Source organism: Tropicimonas isoalkanivorans, from assembly GCF_900112335.1.
Lineage (GTDB): Bacteria > Pseudomonadota > Alphaproteobacteria > Rhodobacterales > Rhodobacteraceae > Tropicimonas > Tropicimonas isoalkanivorans.
Window position 1 is genome coordinate 334,300 of the sequence record NZ_FOLG01000001.1, and the last position, 19,762, is coordinate 354,061.

Below are 19,762 nucleotides of genomic sequence, written 5' to 3' on the forward strand. Positions count from 1 at the left end.
CGCGCCTCGTCAGCGCCGTTTCGTACCTCAGGTGGATTTCCGTGCCGGACCACGCGCCCCAAGTCTCGCCCGGGACGCGCCAAGCCGGCCTTCCCTCGTTGAGACAGCATCACAGGAGAAACCCATGCTGAAGACCACTGCCGCCCTCACCCTTGCCGCCGCGATGCTCTTGCCCGCCGCCGGAGCGATAGCGTCCTCCGAAGTCACGCTGACCGACGAAACGAAGGCACAGATCACTCAGACCCTCACTGAGCAGGGGTATGAGGTGGGCAAGATCAAGGTCGAAGACGGGATGTACGAGGCCTATGCCAAGAAGGACGGCAAGAAACTGGAGATCTACCTGAACGGCGATCTGGAAGTCGTGAAGACGGACGTCGATTGATCGCCGCCGGGGGCGGTTCCCCGGGCCGCCCCCACCCTGATATCGCAATCCGAAAAGGCAGATTGCCATGACACGTCTCAAGGTCTGGGATCCGTTCGTGCGCCTGTTCCACTGGTCCCTGGTCACGCTCTTCGCTGCAAATGCGCTCTTTGTCGACGACGACGGGAAGCTTCATCAATGGATCGGCTACGCGATCCTCGCGCTCGTTCTCGCGCGCATCCTTTGGGGGATCGTCGGCCCCGGTTATGCGCGGTTCTCGACCTTTCCGCCGAGCCTGTCCGCCGCGACCGGCCAGGTCCGCGACATCGCCCTCGGGCGCACGCCGCTCCACACCGGCCACACGCCGCTTGGCGCGTTCATGATCTACAACCTGATCTTGACGCTGCTGGTGATCTGCACGTCTGGGTACCTGATGACGACCGACATGTTCTGGGGCGTGGAATGGCCCGAAGTTCTGCACGAAGCGGCCGTGACGTGGGCGGAAATCTCGGTGCTGCTGCACATCGCGGCGGTCATCTTCGAGAGCCGCCGGACACGGATCAATCTTCCGTTCGCTATGGTCACGGGCTACAAGGAAATCCCATCCGAGCAGGACTGACACGGCCCGTGACCCCCGGAGCGCGCGAAAGCAACAGGCTGACCTACCTCATGATCGCCCTGATCGCGGTGCAGGTATTCTGCGCCGCGTTCTTCGTGAGCGATGTGATTTCCGACCTGCCGGAGGCCGGGACGAACGACCCGGCCTGGCACCTTGCCGTGGAGGCGCTGGCGGCGTTCACGCTCTGCCTGGCGATTCTGATGGAAGCGCGCTACTTCGGCTGGCTATTGCGACGCAAGGCGCATCTGGAGCGCAGCATCTCCGTGGCATCGGCGGCGATGCACGATGTGATCGAGGCGCACTTCGACGGCTGGAAACTGACGCCGGCTGAGCGGGACGTGGCGATGCTCATGGTCAAGGGGTTGAGCAATACCGAGATCGCGGGAATTCGGGGCTGCGCGGAGGGCACGGTCAAGTCGCACCTCAACGCGGTCTACCGCAAGTCCGGCACGACGGGGCGCGGGGAACTGTTGAGCCATATCATCGACGGGATGATGGGCTGACATCCCAGTCGCGCGCAGGGCGGTGGGCACGGAATTGGGTATTTGGACCAACAAGAAGACCACAGCGCGCGCAGGATTGTAGCGACCTACTCCGCGTTGGCGTTGAAGCAGTCGCGGTAGATCCGGAACGAGCCGTCGTCCTGGCGCTTCAGGATGGTGAGAAATTTGCCCTCCATGGTCACGTCGGTGCCGTCAATAACGGTTGTGACGTCGTAGTTGCCGCGGGCGAAGGCCCAGTCGCCGGCAATCTCGATGTCGATCGGGCGGATGCTCATGGTCCGTGGCGGACGTTCAGCCCAGCGGTCTGCGAGGCCCTCGGCGATACTGTCGATGCGTCGCGCCGGAATTCCGGGCGGCATCTGGATCCCCTCAGCGTCCCAAAGAGCGAGCCACCCCTCGGCGTCGCCGGCAACCGAGGCGGCTTCATAGCTGTCCCACAGTGTTTCGATTGCCGCCCTGTCGGCAGTGTCGTCTGCCCGCGCCGATCCGAAGCCCAAAACGCCAGCGGCAACTGCGGCGATGACGAGGATTTTGGTACGAGGACCGATCATGGCTTTCCCTCCCACGATTGGGCCTGTCCCCACGTGGCACAGGATACCGCCCTCGGCGGCGCCGTGCCATGATATGGGTCATCGCCTCCCCTTCAGAACGGAAGCGGCGCTTAGCCTGCCCATCCCCGCCTTGCGAAAAAGTGCGAAAGGGTCAGGACGATTGCACACGCGAGTAGCCCCAGCCAACGTTCGTAGGCGCCATCGATCGAGGTGGGCAGGAAAAAGAACACGGGCGCGCAGACGCCCCAGACCAGACCGAGCGCGATGAGCATCCGCCGTGTGCCCGTGTGTTCGCGGCCGATATCTGCGGCGAAGCACAGCGGCGCCGCGAGGAACAGAGCGCCGAGCCCGTAGACGAAATACACGTGAAGGACGATGCCTTCGCTGTCACCATCGCCGTATTCGTTGCGCGCGCCGATGACCACAACGAGCGCCGCCAGGATTGCCAGTGCGAGCGTTCCCCCGGTCCACCACACCCTCCCGAGATGGGCGTGGGAGGCCGCGAGGGAAAGCGCGAAGAGCCCTGCCGCGAATCCGTAGAGCGCTAGGTCCATAATGATTTCGTTGTCACCGGCAGCAAGGTCGCTGATCGTGTCGGACACCCAGTCGTGGTCGGGCACCAGAAACGCGGCGACGAACGTTCCCGCGGTGAGGGCGATACACCCCAAAAGGCCCAAAGCTCCAAGGAATACGAGGAAATACGGCCGTTCCAGGTTATCCCCGTCGGCTGGCGGGTCGTGCGGCACCGGATTTTCCCCCATCTTATTGTTGACTGGGGAACACCTGCCGGCGCGGAAGGTTCCGTTCGCCCGCTCCCGATTGTGGAACCGATTGCCCCCCGCACGCCCCTCGCCTATATCGCGCCCATGCTGGACCTCGCCCACAACCGCCCCGACCTGCCGCCCGAGATCGCCCGCCGCCGGACGTTCGCGATCATCTCGCACCCCGACGCGGGCAAGACGACGTTAACGGAGAAATTCCTGCTTTATGGCGGGGCGATCCAAATGGCTGGGCAGGTACGCGCCAAGGGCGAGGCGCGGCGGACCCGGTCGGACTTCATGCAGATGGAAAAAGACCGGGGGATCTCCGTCTCTGCCTCTGCGATGTCCTTCGACTACAACAACTTCCGGTTCAACCTTGTGGACACGCCGGGGCACAGCGACTTCTCGGAGGATACCTATCGCACGCTGACGGCGGTCGATGCGGCGATCATGGTGATCGACGGGGCGAAAGGTGTGGAAAGCCAGACGCAGAAGCTCTTCGAGGTGTGCCGGCTCCGCGACCTGCCGATCCTGACCTTCTGCAACAAGATGGACCGGGAGAGCCGCGACACGTTCGAGATCATCGACGAGATCCAGGAGATGCTTGCGATCGACGTGACTCCGGCGTCCTGGCCGATCGGCAAGGGGCATGACTTCGTCGGCTGCTATGACATCCTGCGGGACAGGCTGGAACTGATGGACCGGGCGGATCGCAACAAGGTGGCCGAGAGCATCCGGATCGAGGGACTGGACGATCCGAAGCTGGCCGAGCACGTGCCGGCGCACCTGCTGGAGACCTTCCTGGAAGAGCTGGAAATGGCGCGGGAGCTGTTGCCGCCGCTGGACCCGCAGTCGGTCCTGGAGGGGCATATGACGCCGATCTGGTTCGGCTCGGCGATCAACTCCTTCGGGGTGAAGGAGTTGATGGACGGAATCGGCCGCTATGGGCCGGAACCGCAGCCGCAACGGGCAGAGCCGCGTCAGATTTCGCCCGAAGAAACAAAAGTTTCTGGCTTTGTCTTCAAAGTTCAGGCGAACATGGACCCCAAGCACCGGGACCGTGTGGCCTTCCTGCGGATGGCGTCGGGGCACTTCAAGCGGGGCATGAAGCTCACGCATGTGAGGACGAAAAAACCGATGGCGGTCAGCAACCCAGTGCTGTTCCTGGCCTCCGACCGGGAATTGGCGGAGGAGGCCTGGGCCGGAGACATTATCGGCATTCCGAACCACGGGCAGCTTCGCATCGGGGACACGCTGACCGAAGGCGAGGCGCTCAAGGTCACCGGAATTCCGTCCTTCGCGCCGGAGCTGCTGCAGACCTGCCGGGCGGGCGATCCGCTGAAGGCAAAGCACCTCGACAAAGCTCTGATGCAGTTTGCCGAGGAAGGCGCGGCGAAGGTGTTCAAACCCTCGGTCGGGTCGGGCTTCATCATCGGCGTGGTGGGTGCCCTGCAGTTCGAGGTTCTGGCGAGCCGGATCGAGTTGGAATACGGCCTGCCCGTGCGTTTCGAGCCGACGCAGTTCACCTCCGCCCGCTGGGTCAGCGGACCAAGGGACAAGGTCGACGCCTTCGCGCAGGCCAACAAGGGGCATATGGCGCAGGACAACGACGGCGACCTCGTCTACCTCACGCGGCTTCAGTGGGACATCGACAGGGTGGCGCGCGACTATCCGGATGTGCGGCTGAGCGCGACGAAGGAGATGATGGTCTAGGTCCGGATTGTCCGTAAAACCGGGATGCGGACGGCTTTCACGCTGCCCGTGCACCGCTTGTGCGCCGCGCTAGGGAGACCGACCGCTATGCCCCTCCAGAACCGCGTCCTGCCGACTGGAGACATCGTTGCTACATCGGAACGCGGGCTCTTCATGGGAAACCGCGGCATTCTCCATAATGACGACGGGCGATTGGGCAGCCGCCGGTGGGCGCACCAGACCTGGATCTGCTGCGCACTGGAATTCAAGGAGCGCAAGCGGCAAGTGATGGCGCCGGGGCGGTACACGGAGCTCTTTTTTCTCGACGAGGCGGTGGCGCTGGCCGCCGGGCACCGGCCTTGTGCCGAATGCCGACGGAAAGCATACGAGCGGTTTCGCGGGGCTTGGGTGACAGCGGTCGGCTCGGGGGACCGGGCAGCGCAGATCGACCGGCGGCTGCACGTGGACAGGGTCCGGCGGGACTGGCGGCAGGTGCGACACGACTTGCGCCTGGGTGATCTTTCGGACGGCGCCTTCGTGCTGGTGGACGGACGGGCACACCTGCTTTGGCATGGCGCCCTGCGTCCGTTCTCGCGGGCCGGCTACGGTTCCCCGCTGCCGATTGAGCGGGATGCGGTCCTTACGGTACTCACCCCCCGGGCGACGCTCGCCGTGCTGAAGGCGGGCTACACGCCGCACGTCCATCCGTCTGCGGCGGTCTGACCCTCCCCTTCCCCTCGCCGCCGGAGTAGCGTCTGGATGCCTCGCGCCAATTCCGAGACCGGAGACCGATGACCGAAACGCCGCCGCCCCCTGCGCCGGACCCTTCACTGCCGCTTGAGCAGATGTTGTGGGACGTTGCGACCATGGTCAACGGTCGGGAGACGGTGCTGTTCGGCGAGATGCTGGATGCGCTCGGGCGGCGCGGATTCGGGCCGGTACTCACGCTCGCCTCGGCGATGGCCGTGCTGCCGACGGGAATCGTCCCGGGTGTGCCGGCCGTCATGGCGGTCATCATGATGATCGCCTCGGTCCAGATGCTACGCGGCCGCAAGGAACTTTGGGTGCCGCCCCGACTCTATCGCTTGCAGATCCCGGGGGTGACGGTGTTGAAGGCCGTGGCGCGCGCGCGTCCGACCGCTCGGCGCCTGGGGCGGATCAACCGGCCGCACATGCAATGGTTGACCCGTTCGCGCCCGGCGATCTGGTCCATCGCGCTCGTCGTCATCCTTACAAGCTGCGCGATCATTACGATTGGCGCCATACCGGGGCTGCCGTTCGTCCTCGCGATCCATCTGCTTGCCTTCGGCATCGGGCTGACGGCCGGAGACGGCCGTTTCGTCGCGGCGGGATTCGCCATTTTCCTGCCGGCCGCTTACGGAGCGCTCCGTCTGACCGGCATGGTGTAGATCCGGCAGTTTCGAGGCGCTTTTTCCCCCGCAGAAGGGACCCATACAGAAAAAACGCAATCGAAAGGTCGGTTTTTGCGGTGAAAACCGCCTGCAAGTTGACCGGAGGGGCAAGCTGGGGTAAAGGGCGGGCGTCCGCGATCCGCGCGGGCAGGAGCGCCGGGGCGTGAGATCCATACGTCCCAAAATTTTGCAGCCCCTCAGGGGCCGCCAGAACTGGACGTACATGACCAAATTTTCCGACCTGAGCCTGGACCCCAAGGTCTTGAAAGCCATTGAAGAAACCGGCTACGAAACGCCGACCCCCATCCAGGCCGGAGCCATTCCGCCTGCGCTGGAAGGCAAGGACGTGCTGGGAATCGCTCAGACGGGCACAGGCAAGACCGCCTCCTTCACCCTGCCGATGATTACCCTGCTGGGTCGCGGCCGCGCGCGGGCACGCATGCCCCGCAGCCTCGTGCTGGCCCCCACCCGCGAACTCGCGGCGCAGGTGGCCGAGAACTTTGATGTCTACGCAAAGCACACGCGCCTCACCAAGGCCTTGCTGATCGGTGGCGTCTCGTTCGGCGAGCAGGACAAGCTGATCGACAAGGGCGTCGATGTGCTCATCGCAACCCCAGGCCGGCTGCTCGACCATTTCGAGCGCGGCAAGTTGCTGCTGACGGGCGTCCAGGTGATGGTCGTGGACGAGGCGGACCGGATGCTCGACATGGGCTTCATTCCCGACATCGAGCGAATCTTCCAGCTCACACCCTTCACCCGCCAGACGCTGTTCTTCTCCGCCACCATGCCGCCGGAAATCGAACGGCTTACGAATACCTTCCTGCATGCGCCGGTGAAGATCGAGGTTGCCCGCCAGGCGACCGCATCCGAGACGATCAACCAGGGGCTGGTGCAGTTCAAGCCCTCCCGTCGGGACCGCGCGGCAAGCGAAAAGCGGGCGATCCTGCGCGCCCTGATCGAGCGCGAAGGCGACAAGTTCCGCAATGCCATCATCTTCTGCAACCGCAAGGTTGATGTCGATATCGTCGCCAAGTCGTTGAAGAAATACGGTCTGAACGCCGAACCGATCCACGGAGACCTCGACCAGTCGCACCGCACGCGTACGCTGGACGGTTTCCGTGACGGCTCCATCACGCTGCTGGTCGCCTCGGACGTCGCGGCGCGCGGGCTCGATATCCCCAATGTGAGCCATGTGTTCAACTTCGACGTGCCGAACCACCCGGAAGACTACGTTCACCGGATCGGCCGCACGGGGCGTGCCGGGCGAGAGGGCACGACATTGATGATCGCCACTCCCTCGGATGACAAGGCGCTGGCCGCCATCGAAGATATGGTGAAGCAGTCGATCCCGCGCCTGGAAGCGCCTGACCTGCCGAAATCCGAACGTCGGTCCCGCAAATCCGACCGGACCGAAACGGACGACAGGAAGGAAACGGCCGCCGCACGGAAAGAGCCTGAGCAGGTGTCGCCCGCCGAACCGGCACCAGCCGAGACAACGCCCTCGGAGGCCCCCGCCCCCAATTCGTCCCGCCGTTCCGGACGCTCTCGCAGTGGCAAGGGCCGGGATGACAACGTGGTGGGTATGGGCGATCACGTGCCGGACTTCCTGCTGCGCTCCTTCGCCTGAGCCGTCTCACGGTTTGGACTGGCTTCCGGAACGCCGGCGGTTGGGCGAAATCTGACCAGGTTTTTCAAGTTTGCGTTCGGCCCTGCGACACGCGCCTTCTGCATGAAAGCGCGTTTCAGATGCTTGACGCGGGGGCCCACGAGACTGCATTGACACGCCCCCTGACCGGGTCTAGGCCAGTTCCGCCATTCGCGGCTGGGAGCCTGTCACCGCGCCCTCCGGCCGCTGTCACGCCAGAGGCCCCCCCATGACACAGCACGACTCGCCCGCCGAACCCCGCCTGACCTCGCTCTCCCACGGCGGCGGCTGCGGCTGCAAGATTGCGCCGGCCGTGCTGTCGGAGATTCTGCGTGAAACAACGGTCATGGCCTTGCCCGAGGCCGTGCTGGTGGGGAACGAAACTGCCGATGACGCCGCCGTCTACCGGCTGAACGACGAGCAGGCCCTTGTGGCGACCACCGACTTCTTCATGCCGATCGTGGACGATCCGTTCGACTTCGGCAGGATCGCCGCGACAAACGCCATAAGCGACGTCTACGCGATGGGCGCGCGGCCAATCATGGCGCTGGCGCTGGTGGGCATGCCGATCAACGTGCTTGGCAAACAAACCATCGGGCGCATTCTGGAGGGCGGCGCCACGGCGGCCCGCGCGGCCGGTATCCCGGTGGTCGGGGGGCACTCGATCGACTCGGTGGAGGCAATCTATGGCCTCGTAGCACTTGGTCTTGTGCACCCCAACCTGGTGAAAAAGAACGCGGGCGCGCAGCCCGGAGACAGTCTCGTCCTCGGCAAACCGCTCGGGGCCGGCGTGATGTCCGCCGCGCTCAAGGCCGAGGCGCTGGACGCGGCAGGGTACGCGCGGATGATCGACACAACGACCCGGCTCAACACCCCCGGACCGGAGCTTGCAGAACTGTCCGGCGTGCATGCCCTGACCGACGTCACAGGCTTCGGTCTCGGTGGGCATGTGCTGGAGATGCTCCGTGCCGGCGGCTGTTCGGCCCGCATCGACTGGGCCTCCGTGCCGGTCATGGAGGGGGTGCGGGAGTTGGCCGAGCGCGGCTTCGTGACCGGCGCGTCGGGGCGGAACTGGGCGAGCTATGGCGCCGAGGTCGCACTCGATGTCGGCCTTTCAGATCTCGACCAGGCCCTCCTGACGGACCCGCAAACCAGCGGGGGGCTGATGGTCGCCTGTGGGCCGGAAGCGGAAGGCGAAGTTCTGGACATCTTCCGGCGGCATGGATTTGCCCAGGCGGCGGTGGTGGGAGCTGTTGCCGCAGGCGGCGATGCTCCGATGCTCTCGGTCGGCTGACGCACTTCGGTCGCACGCCGAAGGCGTGCCTGGCCCAACGGGAGGAGGCGCATCTTCGATGCGGAGACGACGGGCGGGAGCGCCCGGGCTTTGCCCGGGCGAAAGCGCCGCCGGAGGCGGCGCTGCCTCCGGCGGGGGGTATTTTCCCCAACAAGAAGGGTCGGTCGCTCGCCGGGACTTAAGCGAGGCGCGACACCACGATCGTCACTTCCGGCTTTTTTCCGATCTCTTCGACCGCCACCTGACGGACCACCCGCCGCAGGGCCGCGTCGAGCTTGTCGTCGTCCTGCAGGACCTTCTCGTCGGTGCGGGCGAGGTACTGCGCGGTTTCCGCCTCAATCAATTCCACCAGCGAGGAGCGAGAGGCGCCGGTCTCCGCAAGACCCATGATTTCGGCCCAGGGCTCACCCAAGGGTTCATCCTCCTCATCGAAAATGACGTTGAGCATCACGTGGCCGTTCAGTGCCATGCGAATACGACCACGCACCACGCCGTCGAGGGCACCGACCTTTTGGGTGCCATCGAGGTAGACGCGGCCGGTTTCCACGTGCCCCGCCACCGCCGGACGATCGCCGGTCAGGTCGATGATCGTGCCGTTCGATGCCACGGCGGCGGGAATTCCTGCCGCCTCAGCCGCCTCGGCATGCCTGCGAAGCATCCGGTGCTCCCCGTGCATCGGGATGACCATCTTCGGCTTCATCAGTTGATGCACCGCCTCGAGATCCGGGCGGTTGGCGTGGCCGGACACGTGGTAGAGGCTGGAGCTGTCGTCAACCACGTTCACCCCCATTTCGGAGAACGCGTTCACGATCCGCAGGACGGACCGCTCGTTGCCAGGGATGGTTTTCGACGAAAAGAGGAACGTGTCGTCCGCCTTCAGTTCCAGCCCCAGATACTTGCCGCGGGAGAGTTGGGCGGTGGCGGCCCGGCGTTCGCCTTGGGAACCGGTGACGATCAGCATCAGGTGTTCCCGGGGCACGTCCTCCGCTTCCTCGTGAGAAATCACCGGTGGAAAATCCGTCAGCACGCCCGTTTCAACGGCCGCCTGCACCATGCGTAGCATGGCACGCCCCATGAGGCAGACCGAGCGGCCGGCGTCGCGGCCCGCCTCTGCCAGCGTCTTCACCCGCGCCACATTGGAGGCGAACGTCGTGGCGACGAACATGCCGGAGGATGTTGCCACGAGTTCGCGGATGTTCGATCCGAGCGTAGCTTCCGAACGCCCCGGGGTTTCGGCATGTATGTTGGTGCTGTCGCAGATCAGCGCCTGCACGCCGCTCGAGGCGATATCGTGCCACAGCTCGGCATTGAACGGTTCGCCGACGACCGGCGCGCCGTCGAGCTTGAAGTCGCCGGTGTGCACGAGGCGCCCGGCAGGGGTGTCGATGACCAGTGCCGAACTTTCGGGGATAGAGTGGGAGACGGGTAGGAATGCGACCGTAAAGGGACCGGCCTCCACTGCCTCTGGGAAAGGCTCCATAACGTCGATCTGACCGGGATCGATGCCGCGCTCTTCCATCTTTCGCGCCGCAAGGTGCCCGGTGAACCGCCTGCAGTAGACCGGCGCGCGCAGCTCGTTCCAGAAGTGCGCGAGCCCGCCAATGTGGTCTTCGTGCCCGTGGGTGATGAAGATTGCCTCCAGCCGGTGGGCGTTCTGCACCAGCCAGCTCATGTCGGGAAAGATCAGGTCGATTCCCGGCGTGCTGTCCATGTCCGGAAAGGTGACGCCCAGATCCACCAGGATCAGCCGTTCCTTGCCCGGAGCGCCCCATCCGTAGACGTAGGCGTTCATGCCCACCTCGCCCGCCCCGCCCAAAGGCAGGTAAATCAACCGCTCTTGCCCGCTCATCTACCGATTTTCCTTATTGTAGCGATGGATGACCGTCAGGCCGTGCATCGTCAGGTCGTCCTCGATCATGTCGAACAATACATCGCCCTGTGAGAACAGCGGCGCAAGCCCTCCGGTGCCGATGATCTTCATCGGTCGGTCCCGTTCGGCCAGGATTCGGCCGCAAATCTCTCGCACCAGCCCGATGTACCCCCAGAACACGCCGGATTGCATGCAGGCCACGGTATTGGTGCCGATCACGCGTTGCGGCTTGGTGATATCGACATGGGGCAGCGCAGCGGCGGCAAGGTGCAGGGCCTCAAGGCTGAGGTTCACGCCGGGCGCGATCACGCCACCGATATAGGCACCGTCCTTGGAAACCACGTCGAAGGTTGTCGCCGTGCCGAAGTCGACCACGATCAGGTCGCCGCCGTGGCGGTCGAAGGCACCGGCGGTATTGACCAGACGGTCGGGACCGACCTGAGCGGCCGGGTCCACGCGCGGGGGATTTGGCAGCAGGCAATCCGGTTTACCCACGACGATGGGCCGGCAGTTGAAGTAGCGATCGGCAAGAACGCGGAGGTTGAAGACCACGCGCGGGACAGTCGAGGAGATGATGACCTCATCGATTTCGATCGGCAGGCCGTGGTGCTCCATCAGCGTTGAGAACCAGACGAAATACTGATCCGAGGTACGCTGGTGCTCTGTGGCGGTCCTCAACGTGGTCAGGAACTTGGTGCCATCCCACACGGAGAAGACGGTGTTGGTATTGCCGGTGTCGATGCAAAGAAGCATGGGGCCGTGCCTTGGGGTTGGGGCGGTGGTCAGGTTGGCTCAGAGTAAGACGCCCGATCTTTTGGGCAAGTCGGGTGTGAGCCCCATTCCCAGGCAGGGTGTCCGTTTCCGGTCCTGCGGCCGGGAGGGCTGCCGACGCGCGCAGTCGGCAAGGGGCGTTTGGGACGCATGCTCAGGCCAGTCAGAAGAAAATGTCCGCAGCGGCAATGCTGCGCTTGCCGTTCGGCGTGGCCAGAACGATGTTGCCGGTTGCGTCGATGGTTTCGAAGATGCCGGAAACCTCCCCGGAGGCCATGCGCGCAACCACCGTTTCACCGATACGTGCGGCGCGGGCGAGCCAGGCCTCGCGGATCGGTGCGAATCCGAAAGTCGTGAGCTGCGCTTCTTGCCGCGCATAGGCGGGGGCGAGCGCGTGGAGGAACTCCTCAGGTGTGACCGCGGCACCGGTTTCCCCCAGGAGGGACACGGGACGGACCGCGCCCTGCTCCAACCGGGACGGGTTTGGCGCGTCGGCAAGGTTCACGCCGATCCCGATCGAGAGGAAACTCACCTGCCCGCCTTGCGCCGCAGATTCCAACAGAATGCCAGCGACCTTGCCACCGTTCAGCAGTACGTCGTTCGGCCACTTTAAAGAAAAAGGATCGGTGCGCCCTGTGACGGCGACAAAGGCGTCATAGAGCGCGAGCGCGGCGACGAAGCTTCGCAGTGCGGCCTGTTCCGCGCCGAGGGAGGGTCGCGTGACCAGTGTCGCGGCGAAATTGCCCGATGGCCCCACCCAGGTGCGCCCGCGTCGGCCCCGCGCATCCGTCTGTTCAAGCGCCATGACCCACGTCGGCCCACGCAGGTCCGGCGCGCGCCGGGCGGCTTCCGCCATGGTGCTATCGACACGGGGCAGCACAACGCGGTCGTAGCCGTCAGGCCAGTCGTTTGCAAAAGGCCTGGTCACGGTTGCATTACCCGGAACGAATGTCGGCGCTCCGCTTCGAAGCACCGGTCCCTGATTGGCAGCGCGGGACGCTTCCGAGTGTCAGTCAGATAATCCACGGGCCGAGGTCCGGTGCTTTCGAGCCCCCGAGGGCGTCCGGGAGATACGCCAGGACCGCTCATATTATGCGCTTCCGCACTCGAGTGGCCGGCGCGGATGTCGTATCCACGCGCAAAGCCGCGCGGGTCGTCAGCTCAGTTGACGACAAGAGAGGCCGCCGCGTTCGCGGCCAGGCCGTCCACCCCGAACAGGTTGATGACGCCCGCCACCATGATCAGCGCCGAGACCATGAGCACAACCCATTGGGCACCGTTCATGGAACCGTCGATCTGCTCCGCCTCTTCAGAACCGAAGTACATGTAGTAGACGATCCGCAGGTAATAGAAGGCCGAGATCACCGACCCCACGGCACCGAGCGCCGCAAGCCACGGGAGACCCGCGTCGAGGGCGGCCGTCAGCACCGCGAACTTGCCAAAGAAGCCTACGAGCGGCGGCACGCCAGCGAGGCTGAACAGCAGCACCAGCATGGCGAGCGCGGTCAGCGGTTCCTTTCGCGATAGGAGGGAGACACCGTCGATGCGGGTCACGTGCTGACCGTCGCGCTCCATGGACAGGATGAAGGCGAAGGTGCCGACGTTCATGGTCACATAGATCGCCATGTAGATCAGCATCGCCGTCACACCGGCCTGGGTACCAGCGGCGAGCCCAATCAAGGCAAAGCCCATATGCGAGATGGACGAATAGGCCATTAGCCGTTTGATGTCCCGCTGGCCGATACCGGCGATGGCGCCGAGGAAGATCGACAACACCGCCATCAGCGCCACGATCTGCTGCCAGTCGGCGACAGCCTGACCGAAAGCGTCGTGCATCGCGCGGGCGAACATCGCCATGGCCGCCATCTTGGGCGCGGAGGCGAAGAAGGCCGTCACCGGCGTCGGCGCGCCTTCGTAGACGTCAGGCGTCCACATGTGGAACGGCACTGCGGAGACCTTGAACGCGAAGCCCGAGATCATGAACGTCAGGCCGAGCAGAAGGCCGATGCCGACGTGACCGTCGTTGGCCGCGGCAAAGATGTCCCGGAAGACCGTCGAGCCGGCGTAGCCGTAGGTGAGCGACGCACCATAGAGCAGCAGGCCCGAGGAGAGCGCGCCCAGGGTGAAGTACTTCAGGCCGGCTTCCGTGGACTTCAGGCTGTCTCGGCGGATTGCCGCGATAACGTAGAGCGACAGCGATTGCAGCTCGAGCCCCATATAGAGCGTGATCAGGTCGCCTGCCGACACCATGACCATCATGCCGACTACAGCGAGCGCGATCAGAACCGGATATTCGAAGTGCTGAATCCCGCGCCGCGAGAAGAACCCCTCCGACAGAACCAGAACGATCGCCGCTGCAAGCAGAAGCGTGACTTTGGCGAAGCGGGCGAAGGCATCGTCCACAAACATGCCGTTGAAGGCGACGTTGGTGGCGGATCCGGCAAGCGAGATCCAGACGGCCACGGCCACCAAGACAGCCGCGGTCAGCCAGCAAAGCAGTGACGCCGCCGCGTCCTTGCTCGTCCAGACAGCGCCGAGCAACGCCACCATGGCGTAGAGCGCCAGGAACAGCTCGGGCATGATGATTGCAAGATCGGTCGATGTCATCTCAGTGGTCTCCGGCCAGGGCGACCTCGGTCGCTGGCGTGTAGTCGTTCAGGGCGACCTCATACTGGCCGATAAGGTTTTCGACCGCCGGGCCAATCACATCGGTCACGAGCGAGGGGTAGACGCCCAGGAGCAGGGTCATGGCCACCAGCGGAGCAAAGATTGCCTTTTCCCGCCCGGTCATGTCGGAAATGGTCTTCAGGCTCTCCTTGATGAGCTTGCCCAGCATGACGCGACGGTAGAGCCAGAGCCCGTAGCAAGCCGAGAAGATCACGCCGGAGGTGGCCACGACCGCCACCCAGGTGTTCACCTGGAAGATCGCCATCAGCGTCAGGAACTCGCCTATGAAGCCGGATGTGCCGGGCAGCCCCACGTTGGCCATGGTGAACAGCAGGAAGATCAGCGCGTAGACCGGCATCCGCACGGCCAACCCGCCGTAGGCCGCGATTTCGCGGGTGTGCATCCGGTCATAGACGACGCCCACGACAAGGAAGAGCGCACCGGAGACGAAGCCGTGGCTCAGCATCTGGAAGATCGCGCCGTCCAACCCCTGCTGGTTCACGGTGAAGATCCCCATGGTGACGTAGCCCATGTGGGCGACGGAACTGTAGGCGATGAGCTTCTTCATGTCCTCCTGCGCAAGCGCCACCAGCGAGGCGTAGACGATGGCGATGGCCGAGAGCCAGAAGACAAAGGTGGACATGACTTCCGACCCGACCGGGAACATCGGCAGCGAGAAGCGAAGGAAGCCGTAGCCACCCATCTTCAGAAGGATCGCGGCCAGAACCACGGAGCCGGCGGTGGGCGCCTGCACGTGGGCGTCCGGCAGCCAGGTGTGCACGGGCCACATCGGCATCTTCACCGCGAAGGAAGCGAAGAAGGCAAGGAAGAGCATGGTCTGCAGGCCGCCGACCACCTGGATACCAAGCACCGGGAAAGTCTCGGACGCGAAGGTGTGTTCGAGCAGCGCGGCGATGTCGGTCGTGCCGGCATCTACGTACATGGCGACCATCGCCACCAGCATCAGCAGCGAGCCGAGGAAGGTATAGAGGAAGAACTTGAAGGCCGCATAGATGCGGTCCTTGCCGCCCCAGATGCCGATGATCAGGAACATCGGGATCAGCCCGCCTTCGAAGAAGAGGTAGAACAGCACCAGGTCGAGCGCGGTGAAGACGCCCAGCATGAGGCTCTCCAGCACGAGGAAGGCGATCATGTACTCCTTCACCCGTACCTTCACGTCCCAGCAAGCCGCGATGGTGATGGGCATGAGGAAGGTCGTCAGCATCACGAACAGGATCGAGATACCGTCGACGCCCATCTTGTAGTGCAAGCCCATCAGCCAGCTGCGATCCTCGACGAACTGGAACTCGGTCACGGACGGGTCAAAGCCCCCGAGCAGGAACAGCGAGATGAAGAAGGTCGCCAGCGTCGCGATGAAGGCGAGCCATTTTGCGTTGCGCTGTGCCGCCTCGTCTTCGCCCTTGAGGAAGAGAGCCAGGATGAGCGCTGCGATCAGCGGCAGGAAGACGATGATGGAGATCAGATTCTGCATTGTCTCAGTTCCCCGCGATCGTCATCCAGGTGACAAGGACGATGATGCCCAACACCATGGCGAACGCGTAGTGGTAGAGGTATCCGCTCTGCGCTCGGCCCGCGAGCCGGGTGAAGAACGGAATGATTCCCATGGCCAGCCCGTTGATGGCGCCGTCTATCGTGGTTCCGTCGCCCTTCTTCCAGAGCGTGCGCCCAAGCGCCCGGACGGGACGCACGAAGATCGCGTCGTAAATCTCGTCGAAGTACCACTTGTTGAGCAAGAAGAGGTACAGCGGCCGCTGGTTCTCGGCCAGCTTGCCCGGCAGGTCCGGCCGACGGATGTAGAACAGGAAGGCCGTCCCAAAACCGATCAGCATGGCGATGAAGGGGCTGACCTTGACCCAGACCGGCGCCGCGTGGGCGTTGTCCAGCACATGGTTGTCCGGCCCAAAGTAGATCGCGCCCTCGCCCGGCGCCCCGCCGAAGGCAGCATGGTGCTCCTCGGCTTCTTCGCCCGCGACGTTTTCCACCACGCCACCAGCCTCGGTGGCGTCCTCGGCGATGGCTTCGACGGCTCCGTCGCCGTGGCCTTCGGTTGCCGCCTCGCCATGACCTTCGGCCGCGTCGCCGTCGGTCGCTGCCTCCGCGTGAACCTCGCCGGCAAGCGGAATGCCATAGAAGCGCGCGACCTGGTCGGTATGACCGAAGAAGGAACCATGCCACAGCATTCCGGAGAAGATGGCACCCGCCGCCAGAACATAGAGCGGGATGAGCATGGACTTCGGGCTCTCGTGGGCGTGCTCGTGCGTGTGTTTGTTGCCGCGCGGCTCGCCGTGGAAGGTCAGGAACATCAGGCGCCACGAGTAGAAGGACGTCATCAGCGCGGCCACGACCAGCGACCAGAAGGCGAAGTTCGATGCCACCGTGCCGCCACCCCAGGCGCTCTCGATGATCGCGTCCTTGCTGAGGAAGCCGGCGAAACCGATGGAGGTCAGCGGAATGCCGACGCCGGTGATTGCGAGCGTGCCGATCATCATGATCCAGTAGGTGACCGGGAACTTGTCCTTCAGCCCGCCGTAGTTCCGCATGTCCTGCTCGTGGTGCATCCCGTGGATGACCGAGCCCGCGCCGAGGAACAGCATCGCCTTGAAGAAGGCATGGGTCAGCAGGTGGAACATGGCGGCGGAATACATGCCGACGCCGGCGGCAACGAACATGTAGCCGAGCTGCGAACAGGTCGAGTAGGCGATGACGCGCTTGATGTCGTTCTGCACCAGGCCAATGGTCGCCGCGAAGAAGGCGGTGATGGCACCGATGTAGACAATGAAAGTAGCCGCTCCCGGCGCGAATTCGATCAGCGGCGACATGCGACAGACGAGGAAGACACCCGCCGTGACCATGGTGGCAGCGTGGATCAGCGCCGAGACTGGCGTCGGGCCTTCCATCGCGTCCGGCAGCCAGGTGTGGAGCAGGAATTGTGCCGATTTTCCCATGGCGCCGACGAAGAGCAGGAAGGCGAGCAGGTTCGCCGCGTTCCAGTCGGTCCAGAGGAAGCTTATGGTGCTTTCCGCCAATGTCGGCGCGGCGGCAAAGACGTCGTCCATCGCAACCGAGTCGACCATGAAGAAGAGCCCGGCGATCCCGAGCGCGAAGCCGAAGTCGCCGACGCGGTTGACGATGAAGGCCTTCATGGCGGCCTCGCCCGCGCTCTCCTTCTTGTAGTAGAAGCCGATCAGCAGGTAGGAGGCCAGGCCCACGCCTTCCCAGCCGAAGAACATTTGCACAAGGTTGTCGGCGGTCACCAGGGCCAGCATGGCGAAGGTGAAGAGCGACAGGAAGGCGAAGAAGCGGGCGCGGTAGGGTTCGTCTTCGGGGAACTGGCTGTCATGCGCCATGTAGCCGAAGCTGTAGAGGTGTACGAAGGCCGAAACGGTGGTCACGACCACCAGCATGATCGCGGTGAGCCGGTCGAGGCGGATCGCCCAGTCGGCTTCCAGCGTGCCGGAGTCGATCCAGCGGAGGATGAAGATGTGCTCGGTCACGCCGTCGTGGCTGAAGAAGATGATCCAACTCAGAAAGCACGATAGGAACAGAAGCGCCGTCGCCGTGATCTGCCCCGACCGTTCGCCGATCAGCCGCCAGAACAGGCCGCAGATGATGGCGCCGATAAGCGGAGCGAAGAGGATGATGGTTGCCATGCCCGGTTACCCCTTCATGTTCGAAACTTCTTCAACCGCGATCGTGCCACGCACGCGGAAGAAGCAGACCAGGATCGCGAGACCGATGGCCGCCTCGGAGGCAGCGACGGTCAGGACGAAGAGCGTGAAAATCTGACCCGTCAAATCCCCGAGGAAGGATGAGAAGGCGACGAGGTTGAGGTTGACCGACAGCAGCACCAGTTCGATCGACATCAGGATGATGATGACGTTCTTCCGGTTCAGGAAGATGCCGAAAATCCCGATGACGAACAGCGTCGCCGCGACAGCCAGGTAATGTTCCAGTTGAACCATGCGCGGTCCCCCGATCCTTGTCTCCGCCTGTCGGCGGGTCTCGTCCTCGCCCCGAAAGGCGGATTTGGTCTTCTCCGCCGGCGTGGCGGCGATTGCATTCGAGCCAGATGGCGGCGGCTTACAGCCCCTGCCCCGGCTTCACGTCCTTCAGCTCCAGTGTCTTGGCTGGATCACGGTACATCTGGGCCAGCACGTCTTGCCGCTTGATGTCCTTGCGGTGGCGCAGGGTCAGGACGATCGCGCCGATCATGGCGACCAGCAGGATCAGCCCGGCAAGCTGGAACAGAATGAAGTAGCGGTCATAGAGCAGCAGGCCGAGCGCGGCGGTGTTGTGCGGTCCGGCCCCTTCCGGCGTACCCATGGGCAGCTCGTGCAGTGCAACGCCGCCACCGAGTTCCCAGGTGCCGAAGGCCATGGCGAGTTGCATGATCAGCACCAGCCCGATCACCAGTGCCAGCGGCAGGTAACTCGCCATCTCAGCCCGAAGTTCGGCAAAATCGACGTCGAGCATCATGACCACGAAGAGGAACAGCACCGCGACCGCGCCCACGTAGACGATGATAAGCAGCATGGCGACGAACTCCGCCCCCAGCAGCACCATCAGCCCGGCCCCGGAAAGAAAGGCGAGGATCAGCCAGAGCACGGAGTGCACCGGGCTTTTGGAGACCACGGTGAACACGCCGCCCGTAAGGAGCGTCAGCGCGAAGAGGTAGAATACGAACTGGACGACGGTCATGGGTCAGCCTTCCTCTTTCGCGGCGATCTCGGACTGGGCGATTTGCATCGCCTTGGTCATCGCGGGCACCCCGCCGAAGACCGACATCTGGCCGATCACCTCGGCAATTTCCTGTGGTGTGGCGCCGGCTTCCAGCGCGTGACGCACTGTTACGGCAATCTGTTGATCCACCTGCGCGCCTTGCGCCACCAGCGCGCCCAGCGTCACGAAGAGGCGCGTCTTGGCGTCCAGCCCGCCGGGATTGAACGTCTTCCCGAAGGTCATTTCCATCGCGTCCTTCGGCATCGTCGGCAGGTAGGCGGACATGTCCGGCATCTGGAATTTCTCCAGCGCCGGGTTCATCGCCTTCGCCATCTCCTGGCTCTGCACGATCATCGACTGGAAGAGCTTGGTGAAGTCGGTCATCTGTAAGGCGCGTCCAACTCAATGCTGCGGGCGATCTCCGCCTCCCAGCGTTCGCCGTTCTCCAGGAGCTTCTCCTTGTTATAGAAGAGCTGCTCGCGGTTCTCGGCGGTGAATTCGAAGTTTGGCCCCTCGACGATGGCATCAACAGGACAAGCTTCCTGGCAGAAGCCGCAATAGATGCACTTGGTCATGTCAATGTCGTAGCGCGTGGTGCGGCGCGAACCGTCGGCGCGCGGCTCTGCGTCGATCACGATGGCTTGCGCCGGACAGATCGCCTCGCAAAGCTTGCAGGCGATGCAACGCTCCTCCCCGTTGGGATACCGGCGCAGCGCGTGCTCGCCGCGGAAGCGCGGGCTCAGCGGCCCCTTTTCGTGGGGGTAGTTCACGGTCGCTTTCGGCGCCAGGAAGTATTTCATCCCGAGCTGAAAGCCCTTGAGCATATCCAGCAGCAGGAAGTACTTGCCGGCCCGTTTCCAGTCGATTGCCGTCATG

Annotated in this window: 20 protein-coding genes; 8 read left to right on the forward strand and 12 right to left on the reverse strand. The window is 64.0% G+C overall.

Annotated features, from left to right (window positions below; genetic code table 11):
* The first annotated feature begins 124 nt into the window (after positions 1-124).
* The 3 genes from BM075_RS01525 to BM075_RS01535 all read left to right on the forward strand — a co-directional run bounded on the left by BM075_RS01525 (position 125) and on the right by BM075_RS01535 (position 1,483).
* Positions 125-382: a PepSY domain-containing protein gene (locus BM075_RS01525; RefSeq protein ID WP_093358773.1), complete on the forward strand. Its 258-nt coding sequence runs from the start codon at positions 125-127 to the stop codon at positions 380-382.
* Between the two features lie 67 nt (positions 383-449).
* Positions 450-980, forward strand: a complete 531-nt coding sequence (locus BM075_RS01530; RefSeq protein WP_093358775.1) for a cytochrome b/b6 domain-containing protein — start codon at positions 450-452, stop codon at positions 978-980.
* 8 nt (positions 981-988) lie between these two features.
* Complete coding sequence (locus BM075_RS01535; protein WP_245758707.1) at positions 989-1,483, forward strand: helix-turn-helix transcriptional regulator; 495 nt, start codon at positions 989-991, stop codon at positions 1,481-1,483.
* Positions 1,484-1,569: 86 nt separating this feature from the next.
* Here the strand turns inward: BM075_RS01535 and BM075_RS01540 are convergent, their stop codons facing one another.
* A complete protein-coding gene (locus tag BM075_RS01540) occupies positions 1,570-2,034 on the reverse strand; it encodes a YybH family protein (protein ID WP_093358778.1) in 465 nt (154 codons plus the stop codon).
* Positions 2,035-2,144: 110 nt separating this feature from the next.
* On the reverse strand, positions 2,145-2,780 hold the full coding sequence (locus tag BM075_RS01545; protein ID WP_245758708.1) for a DUF998 domain-containing protein: 636 nt from the start codon (positions 2,778-2,780) through the stop codon (positions 2,145-2,147).
* Between the two features lie 120 nt (positions 2,781-2,900).
* Between BM075_RS01545 and BM075_RS01550 the strand changes: the two genes are divergently transcribed.
* The 5 genes from BM075_RS01550 (at position 2,901) to selD (ending at position 8,838) form a co-directional block, all read left to right on the forward strand.
* Positions 2,901-4,508, forward strand: coding sequence for a peptide chain release factor 3 (locus BM075_RS01550; protein ID WP_093359382.1), 1,608 nt, complete (start codon positions 2,901-2,903; stop codon positions 4,506-4,508).
* 87 nt (positions 4,509-4,595) lie between these two features.
* Complete coding sequence (locus tag BM075_RS01555) at positions 4,596-5,210, forward strand: hypothetical protein (RefSeq protein ID WP_093358783.1); 615 nt, start codon at positions 4,596-4,598, stop codon at positions 5,208-5,210.
* Positions 5,211-5,278: 68 nt separating this feature from the next.
* Positions 5,279-5,896, forward strand: coding sequence for an exopolysaccharide biosynthesis protein (locus BM075_RS01560; protein WP_093358784.1), 618 nt, complete (start codon positions 5,279-5,281; stop codon positions 5,894-5,896).
* 226 nt (positions 5,897-6,122) lie between these two features.
* On the forward strand, positions 6,123-7,526 hold the full coding sequence (locus BM075_RS01565; RefSeq protein WP_093358786.1) for a DEAD/DEAH box helicase: 1,404 nt from the start codon (positions 6,123-6,125) through the stop codon (positions 7,524-7,526).
* A gap of 247 nt (positions 7,527-7,773) precedes the next feature.
* Positions 7,774-8,838, forward strand: a complete 1,065-nt coding sequence (selD, locus tag BM075_RS01570) for a selenide, water dikinase SelD (RefSeq protein ID WP_093358787.1) — start codon at positions 7,774-7,776, stop codon at positions 8,836-8,838.
* 178 nt (positions 8,839-9,016) lie between these two features.
* Here the strand turns inward: selD and BM075_RS01575 are convergent, their stop codons facing one another.
* The 10 genes from BM075_RS01575 to nuoI form a co-directional block, all read right to left on the reverse strand.
* Positions 9,017-10,687 (reverse strand): ribonuclease J, encoded by a 1,671-nt coding sequence (locus BM075_RS01575; protein ID WP_093358789.1) that lies wholly within the window; start codon positions 10,685-10,687, stop codon positions 9,017-9,019.
* On the reverse strand, positions 10,688-11,461 hold the full coding sequence (locus tag BM075_RS01580) for a type III pantothenate kinase (RefSeq protein WP_093358791.1): 774 nt from the start codon (positions 11,459-11,461) through the stop codon (positions 10,688-10,690).
* A 181-nt stretch (positions 11,462-11,642) separates the two neighbouring features.
* Positions 11,643-12,407 carry a biotin--[acetyl-CoA-carboxylase] ligase gene (locus BM075_RS01585; protein ID WP_281244916.1) on the reverse strand — a complete coding sequence of 255 codons (765 nt, stop codon included), beginning with the start codon at positions 12,405-12,407 and terminating at the stop codon, positions 11,643-11,645.
* Positions 12,408-12,640: 233 nt separating this feature from the next.
* Positions 12,641-14,086 carry an NADH-quinone oxidoreductase subunit NuoN gene (nuoN, locus tag BM075_RS01590; protein WP_093358795.1) on the reverse strand — a complete coding sequence of 482 codons (1,446 nt, stop codon included), beginning with the start codon at positions 14,084-14,086 and terminating at the stop codon, positions 12,641-12,643.
* A 1-nt stretch (position 14,087) separates the two neighbouring features.
* Entirely contained in the window at positions 14,088-15,638 is a 1,551-nt protein-coding gene (locus BM075_RS01595; protein WP_093358797.1) for an NADH-quinone oxidoreductase subunit M, read from the reverse strand.
* A gap of 4 nt (positions 15,639-15,642) precedes the next feature.
* Entirely contained in the window at positions 15,643-17,817 is a 2,175-nt protein-coding gene (gene nuoL / locus BM075_RS01600; RefSeq protein WP_093358799.1) for an NADH-quinone oxidoreductase subunit L, read from the reverse strand.
* A 6-nt stretch (positions 17,818-17,823) separates the two neighbouring features.
* Complete coding sequence (gene nuoK, locus BM075_RS01605) at positions 17,824-18,129, reverse strand: NADH-quinone oxidoreductase subunit NuoK (protein ID WP_093358801.1); 306 nt, start codon at positions 18,127-18,129, stop codon at positions 17,824-17,826.
* 118 nt (positions 18,130-18,247) lie between these two features.
* The gene (locus BM075_RS01610; protein ID WP_093358803.1) at positions 18,248-18,865 is read right to left on the reverse strand and encodes an NADH-quinone oxidoreductase subunit J; all 618 of its coding nucleotides are present in this window, start codon (positions 18,863-18,865) and stop codon (positions 18,248-18,250) included.
* Positions 18,866-18,868: 3 nt separating this feature from the next.
* The gene (locus BM075_RS01615) at positions 18,869-19,270 is read right to left on the reverse strand and encodes a carboxymuconolactone decarboxylase family protein (RefSeq protein WP_093358805.1); all 402 of its coding nucleotides are present in this window, start codon (positions 19,268-19,270) and stop codon (positions 18,869-18,871) included.
* The gene (gene nuoI, locus BM075_RS01620; protein ID WP_093358807.1) at positions 19,267-19,761 is read right to left on the reverse strand and encodes an NADH-quinone oxidoreductase subunit NuoI; all 495 of its coding nucleotides are present in this window, start codon (positions 19,759-19,761) and stop codon (positions 19,267-19,269) included. Before nuoI ends, BM075_RS01615 begins: the two co-directional genes overlap by 4 nt.
* Position 19,762 lies beyond the last annotated feature (1 nt).

Coding starts and splice junctions, on each gene's coding strand:
- BM075_RS01525 (WP_093358773.1), top strand. CDS start 125: ATGCTGAAGACCACTGCCGCCCTCACCCTTGCCGCCGCGATGCTCTTG.
- BM075_RS01530 (WP_093358775.1), top strand. CDS start 450: ATGACACGTCTCAAGGTCTGGGATCCGTTCGTGCGCCTGTTCCACTGG.
- BM075_RS01540 (WP_093358778.1), bottom strand. CDS start 2,034: ATGATCGGTCCTCGTACCAAAATCCTCGTCATCGCCGCAGTTGCCGCT.
- BM075_RS01550 (WP_093359382.1), top strand. CDS start 2,901: ATGCTGGACCTCGCCCACAACCGCCCCGACCTGCCGCCCGAGATCGCC.
- BM075_RS01555 (WP_093358783.1), top strand. CDS start 4,596: ATGCCCCTCCAGAACCGCGTCCTGCCGACTGGAGACATCGTTGCTACA.
- BM075_RS01560 (WP_093358784.1), top strand. CDS start 5,279: ATGACCGAAACGCCGCCGCCCCCTGCGCCGGACCCTTCACTGCCGCTT.
- BM075_RS01565 (WP_093358786.1), top strand. CDS start 6,123: ATGACCAAATTTTCCGACCTGAGCCTGGACCCCAAGGTCTTGAAAGCC.
- selD (WP_093358787.1), top strand. CDS start 7,774: ATGACACAGCACGACTCGCCCGCCGAACCCCGCCTGACCTCGCTCTCC.
- BM075_RS01575 (WP_093358789.1), bottom strand. CDS start 10,687: ATGAGCGGGCAAGAGCGGTTGATTTACCTGCCTTTGGGCGGGGCGGGC.
- BM075_RS01580 (WP_093358791.1), bottom strand. CDS start 11,461: ATGCTTCTTTGCATCGACACCGGCAATACCAACACCGTCTTCTCCGTG.
- nuoN (WP_093358795.1), bottom strand. CDS start 14,086: ATGACATCGACCGATCTTGCAATCATCATGCCCGAGCTGTTCCTGGCG.
- BM075_RS01595 (WP_093358797.1), bottom strand. CDS start 15,638: ATGCAGAATCTGATCTCCATCATCGTCTTCCTGCCGCTGATCGCAGCG.
- nuoL (WP_093358799.1), bottom strand. CDS start 17,817: ATGGCAACCATCATCCTCTTCGCTCCGCTTATCGGCGCCATCATCTGC.
- nuoK (WP_093358801.1), bottom strand. CDS start 18,129: ATGGTTCAACTGGAACATTACCTGGCTGTCGCGGCGACGCTGTTCGTC.
- BM075_RS01610 (WP_093358803.1), bottom strand. CDS start 18,865: ATGACCGTCGTCCAGTTCGTATTCTACCTCTTCGCGCTGACGCTCCTT.
- BM075_RS01615 (WP_093358805.1), bottom strand. CDS start 19,270: ATGACCGACTTCACCAAGCTCTTCCAGTCGATGATCGTGCAGAGCCAG.
- nuoI (WP_093358807.1), bottom strand. CDS start 19,761: ATGACGGCAATCGACTGGAAACGGGCCGGCAAGTACTTCCTGCTGCTG.